General features: G+C 71.3%; 6 protein-coding genes. 1 reads left to right on the top strand and 5 read right to left on the bottom strand.

Translation table 11 applies throughout. The features are described from left to right. Nucleotides 1-103: 103 nt before the first annotated feature. The 5 genes from I9P22_RS23075 to tsaD are packed head-to-tail and all read right to left on the bottom strand — an operon-like array spanning nt 104 to nt 4662. Entirely contained in the window at nt 104-1909 is a 1806-nt protein-coding gene (locus I9P22_RS23075) for an ABC transporter transmembrane domain-containing protein (RefSeq protein WP_199262477.1), read from the bottom strand. Between the two features lie 44 nt (nt 1910-1953). Then, nucleotides 1954-2379 carry an EVE domain-containing protein gene (locus I9P22_RS23070; RefSeq protein ID WP_199262474.1) on the bottom strand — a complete coding sequence of 142 codons (426 nt, stop codon included), beginning with the start codon at nt 2377-2379 and terminating at the stop codon, nt 1954-1956. After that, nucleotides 2379-2651 (bottom strand): YciI family protein, encoded by a 273-nt coding sequence (locus tag I9P22_RS23065; protein WP_408635222.1) that lies wholly within the window; start codon nt 2649-2651, stop codon nt 2379-2381. The genes I9P22_RS23070 and I9P22_RS23065 overlap by 1 nt, the downstream gene beginning before the upstream one ends. Beyond that, nucleotides 2651-3595, bottom strand: coding sequence for an NAD(P)H-dependent glycerol-3-phosphate dehydrogenase (locus tag I9P22_RS23060; protein ID WP_199262470.1), 945 nt, complete (start codon nt 3593-3595; stop codon nt 2651-2653). The genes I9P22_RS23065 and I9P22_RS23060 overlap by 1 nt, the downstream gene beginning before the upstream one ends. After that, nucleotides 3592-4662, bottom strand: a complete 1071-nt coding sequence (tsaD, locus tag I9P22_RS23055) for a tRNA (adenosine(37)-N6)-threonylcarbamoyltransferase complex transferase subunit TsaD (RefSeq protein ID WP_199262468.1) — start codon at nt 4660-4662, stop codon at nt 3592-3594. The genes I9P22_RS23060 and tsaD overlap by 4 nt, the downstream gene beginning before the upstream one ends. Nucleotides 4663-4726: 64 nt before the next feature. Here tsaD and I9P22_RS23050 point away from each other — a divergent pair. Further along, nucleotides 4727-4980: uroporphyrinogen-III synthase (locus I9P22_RS23050; protein WP_332909062.1), on the top strand; the 254-nt coding region annotated here is incomplete at its 3' end.

Genomic DNA, 4980 nt, shown 5'->3' with positions numbered 1-4980 from the left:
CGCCGGGCCGCGACAGCCGATGCGGGCGCTGATCGGGCAGGACGGGCGCCGGCCCGGCCCGGCTCGCGTGCCGCGGCGCTTGCGGTGACGGCCCGGGCGCCGGTCAGGCCTCGGCCGGTTCGGCGAGGTCGGCACCGCCTTCGGTGAATTGCAGCCGGGCCAGCCGGGCATAGAGGCCGCCCTGCGCCACCAGCTCCTCGTGCCGGCCCTGCGCCACGATCCGGCCATGGTCGAAGACCACGATGCGGTCGGCCTTCTTCACCGTCGCCAGCCGGTGCGCGATGATGATGGTGGTGCGGGTGCGGGCCAGTTCGTCCACCGCCTTCTGCACCAGCCGCTCGGATTCGGCATCCAGGGCGCTGGTCGCCTCGTCCAGCAGCAGGATCGGCGCGTCGCGCAGGATGGCGCGGGCGATGGCGATGCGCTGCTTCTGCCCGCCCGACAGCATCACCCCGCGCTCGCCGACATAGCTGTCATAGCCCTCGGGCAGCAGGCGCAGGAATTCGTCGGCATGGGCGGCGCGGGCGGCGGCCTCGACCTCGGCATCCGAGGCGTCGGGGCGGCCGAAGCGGATATTCTCGCGCGCGGTGGCGGCAAAGATCACCGGATCCTGCGGCACCAGCGCGATGGCCTGGCGGAAATCGGCGCGGGCCATGTCGCGCAGGTCGATGCCGTCGATGCGCACCGTGCCGGCATCCGGGTCCCAGAAGCGCAGCAGCAGCTGGACCACCGTGGTCTTGCCGGCGCCCGAGGGGCCGACCAGCGCCACCGTCTCGCCCGGCGCGATGTCCAGCGTCACCCCCTCCAGCGCCGAGCGGTCGGGGCGCGTGGGATAATGGAAGGTCACCTGCTCGAAGCCGATGGCGCCGCGCACCGGGCGGGGCGGGGCGACGGGATCGGCCGGATCGGCCAGCGCATCCTGCGCGGTCAGCAATTCGCTCAACCGCTCGGTGGCGCCGGCGGCGCGCTGCAACTCGCCCCAGATCTCGGACAGCGCGCCGACGGCGCCGGCGACCAGCACGGCATAGATGACGAACTGCACCAGCTCGCCCACCGTCATCGCCTCCAGCCGCACGTCGCGGGCGCCGATCCACAGGACGCCCAGCACGCCCGAGAAGATCAGGAAGATCACGATCACCGTCATCACCGTGCGCGTCCTGACCCGGTTCAGGGCCGAATCGAAGGCGCGCTCGGTCACCTCGGCGAAGCGCGCGCGCGTCGGCCCCTCGTGGGTAAAGGCCTGCACGGTCTGCGCCGAGAGCAGGCTTTCCGAGGCCGCGCCCGAAGACAGCGCGATCCAGTCCTGGTTTTCGCGCGACAGCTTGCGCAACCGCCGGCCCAGCACCACGATGGGCACCACCACCAGCGGCACCAGCAGCAGCACCAGGCCGGACAGCTTGGCCGAGGTCCAGACCAGCATCACCATGCCGCCGACCAGGATCAGGGCATTGCGCAGCGCAATCGAGACCGAGGAGCCGATCACCGACTGGATCAGCGTGGTGTCGGTGGTGATGCGGCTGATGATCTCGCCAGTCAGGATGCGTTCATAAAAGGCCGGGCTCATGGCGATGACGCGGTCGAAGACCGCCTTGCGGATATCGGCCACCACCCGCTCGCCCAGCCGGGTGACGAGATAGTAGCGCATCCCGGTCCCCAGCGCGAGCAGCCCGACGATGGCCAGCGCGGCGCCGAAATACTGGTCGAGCAGATGCGCGCCGGCGTCGAAGCCGTCGACCACGCGGCGCACCGCAAGCGGCAGCACCAGGCTGATCCCCGCGGTCACCGCCAGAGCCGCCAGGGCGGCGGCCAGCAGCCTGCGATAGGGACGGATGAAGGGCCAGAGCGCCCGCAATGCGCCGATGCGTTTCGTCGTCGGACGGTCCGCGACGGGTTTGGGTCCGCGTGCCATGTCTTTGTCTCCTGGGTCGCCCGGGCGGGTGCCTGGTGGGCTGGTCAGAGCGGTTCGGTGCCGCCGGCCAGCTCCAGAATGACCTCCCATTCCGCATCCGAGACCGGCTGCACCGAGAGGCGCGAATTGTTGACCAGCACCATGTCCTTCAGCCGCGGCTCGGCCTTGGCCTCGTCCAGCGAGATCGGGCGCTTGACGCGGGCCACGGCGCGGACGTCGACGCATTCCCATTTCGGATCGTCGGCGGTCGAGTCGGGATGCGCCTCGGCCACGACCTCGCAGATGCCGACGATCTCCTTGCCGATGTTCGAGTGGTAGAAGAAGCCGCGCTCGCCCTTCTTCATGGCGCGCATGTTGTTGCGGGCCTGGTAGTTGCGCACCCCGTCCCATTGCTCGCCATTGTCGCCGCGGGCGATCAGGTCGTCGAAGCCGAAGACGTCCGGCTCGGATTTGAACAGCCAGTGCGCCATCAGCCGATCACCTTCTTCCATTCGATCACCTCGACCGAGGCGAACAGGTCCGCTGCCTTGTATGGGTCCTGCGCCGCCCATTCCTTGACCTGGGTCAACCCCTCGGCCTCGACCACCAGCAGCGAGCCGCGCATCTCGCCGTCCTCGATCAGCGGGCCGGCCATCTTCAGGCCGGGCTGGTCCTTCAGAAAGGCCAGATGCTTTTCGCGGGTCTCGAGACGGGTTTGCAGCTTGCCGGGATGGTCGCGGCAGATCACGGCGAAAAGGGGCATCATTCCTCCTTGAGCGGGCGGTTCAGCAAAAAATCCAGCGCATGTTCCATGGCGATGCTGCCTTGGGCAAGGCCCGCCACCAGATTCGAGATCGGCATCTCGATCCCCAGCCTTTCGGCCAGCTGGGTGACGGCGCGGGCGGTGGCGGCGCCCTCGACCGTGGTGCCGGCGGCAAAGGGCCGGCGCGATCCCAGCGCCAGGCCATAGCGGAAATTGCGCGACTGTTCCGAGGTGCAGGTCAGCACCAGATCGCCAAGGCCCGACAGACCGGGCAGCGTCTCGGGCCGGGCGCCGAGCGCGGTGGCCAGCCGCAGCATCTCGGCAAAGCCGCGGGTGACGATGCTGGCCCGCGCGCTGTCGCCATAGCCCGCGCCGATGGCGGCCCCGGCGGCGATGGCGATGATGTTCTTCAGCGCCCCGCCCAGCTCCGCTCCGGTCACGTCGGTGGTGCGGTAAAGCCGCAGCGTGGCTGTCGAAAGCTGGCGTTGCAGCGACTCGGCCGCGCCGGCATCGGCGCAGGCCAGCGTCAGCGCCGTGGGCAGGCCGCGGGCGATGTCGGCGGCAAAGCTGGGCCCGGTCAGCACCGCCACGTTGGCCTGTGGGCAGGCGGTGGCGATCAGTGCCGAGGGGCCGGTCAGCGTGGCCAGGTCGATGCCCTTGGCGCAACTGACCAGATTGCGGCGGTCGAAGCGCCCGCCGTGCTCGGTGAGGAAGCCGCCCAGCACCTGTGCGGGCAGCGCCAGCAACACGGTTTCGGCCGTGACCTCGTCCAGCCGGTCGGTGACGCGCAGCGCCGGCGGCAGCGCCACGCCGGGCAGGCGCGGGTTTTCCCGCGTCTCGCCCCAGCCGGTGTCGCGGCCCCAGAGCGTCACCGGCCCCTTGCCTGCCAGCGAAACCGCCAGCGCCGTGCCGAAGGCGCCCGCGCCGATGATCGCCACGCTCATGCCTTTGCCCCCCGCTTGCCGGCGCCCAGCATCGGCGCGGCCTTTTGGTCCAGCGGCCAGCGCGGGCGCGCGGCCAGATCCATGCCGTCGCGCCGGCCGGCCCGGTAAGCCTCGATCCCGGCCCAGGCGATCATCGCGGCATTGTCGGTGCAAAGCCGAAGCGGCGGGGCGAGGAAGGACGTGCCCGCCTCGGCCGCGACCGCCTGCAAGGCCGCGCGCAACGTTTGATTGGCCGCAACACCGCCGGCCACGGCCAGGACCGGGGCGGGGGCCAGCGCCAGGGCGCGGCGGGTCTTTTCGGCCAGCACCTCGGCCACGGCCGCCTGGAACCCGGCGCATAGATCGGCGCGGTCCTGTTCGTGCAGCCCGCCCTGTTCCGCCACCAACTCGTCGCGCTGGCGCAGCACGGCGGTCTTGAGCCCGGAAAAGCTGAGGTCGCAGCCCGGCCGGTCCAGCAGCGGCCGGGGCAGGGCGAAGCGGCGGGCATCGCCTGCCCGTGCCGTCGCCTCGACCGGGGGACCGCCCGGTTGCGGCAGGCCCAGCAGCTTCGCCACCTTGTCGAAGGCCTCGCCCGGCGCATCGTCGATGGTGCCGCCGAGCCGGGTGAAGTTCTCGGGGCCGTCCACGCGCAGGAACTGGCAATGCCCGCCCGAGACCAGCAGCATCAGATAGGGATAGGGAATGCCGTCGGTCAGGCGCGGCGTCAGCGCATGGCCAGCCAGATGGTTGACGCCGAGCAGCGGCAGCCCGCTGCCCGCCGCCAGCCCCTTGGCCAGCATGACCCCCGACAGCACGCCGCCGATCAGCCCCGGCCCGGCGGTGACGGCGATCCCGTCCAGCTCCGACAGCCGCAGCCCGGCCTGGGCCAGCGCCTCCTCGACACACAGGTCCAGCTTCTCGGCATGGGCGCGGGCGGCGATCTCGGGCACGACGCCGCCGAAATCGGCATGCAGCGCCGCCTGCCCCGCCACCACCGAGGCGAGGATGCTGCGGTCGTCGCGCACCACGGCTGCCGCAGTATCGTCGCAGCTGCTTTCGATGCCCAGAAAGGTCAGTCCCATGCTCATCCTTGTTCCCGTGCCGCCAAGGGCCTAGGCAAGGGGGACGTAACATCTTGTCAGGCCGATTGCCATGCCGCCCAGCCCCGTGCCGCTGCTGCTTCTGACCCGGCCCGAGCCGGCCTCGCGGCGTTTTGCCGCAGCCGTGGCGCATCTGGGGCTGCCGGTGCTGATCTCGCCGGTGCTGCGCATCCGGCCGGTGGCGCATGACGCAGCGCGGCTGGCGGCGGCGCGGGGGCTGGTCTTCACCTCGGTCAACGCCGTCCCGGCGGCGGGTCCGGGGCGCGGGCGGCCGGCGATCTGCGTCGGCCCGGCCACGGCCGAGGC

The organism is Paracoccus binzhouensis, assembly GCF_016446475.1.
Lineage (GTDB): Bacteria > Pseudomonadota > Alphaproteobacteria > Rhodobacterales > Rhodobacteraceae > Paracoccus > Paracoccus binzhouensis.
The sequence above is the reverse complement of the archived record's forward strand: the minus strand, read 5'-3'. Positions and strand labels throughout refer to the sequence as shown.

Coding starts and splice junctions, on each gene's coding strand:
- I9P22_RS23060 (WP_199262470.1), bottom strand. CDS start 3,595: ATGAGCGTGGCGATCATCGGCGCGGGCGCCTTCGGCACGGCGCTGGCG.
- I9P22_RS23065 (WP_408635222.1), bottom strand. CDS start 2,651: ATGCCCCTTTTCGCCGTGATCTGCCGCGACCATCCCGGCAAGCTGCAA.
- tsaD (WP_199262468.1), bottom strand. CDS start 4,662: ATGAGCATGGGACTGACCTTTCTGGGCATCGAAAGCAGCTGCGACGAT.
- I9P22_RS23070 (WP_199262474.1), bottom strand. CDS start 2,379: ATGGCGCACTGGCTGTTCAAATCCGAGCCGGACGTCTTCGGCTTCGAC.
- I9P22_RS23075 (WP_199262477.1), bottom strand. CDS start 1,909: ATGGCACGCGGACCCAAACCCGTCGCGGACCGTCCGACGACGAAACGC.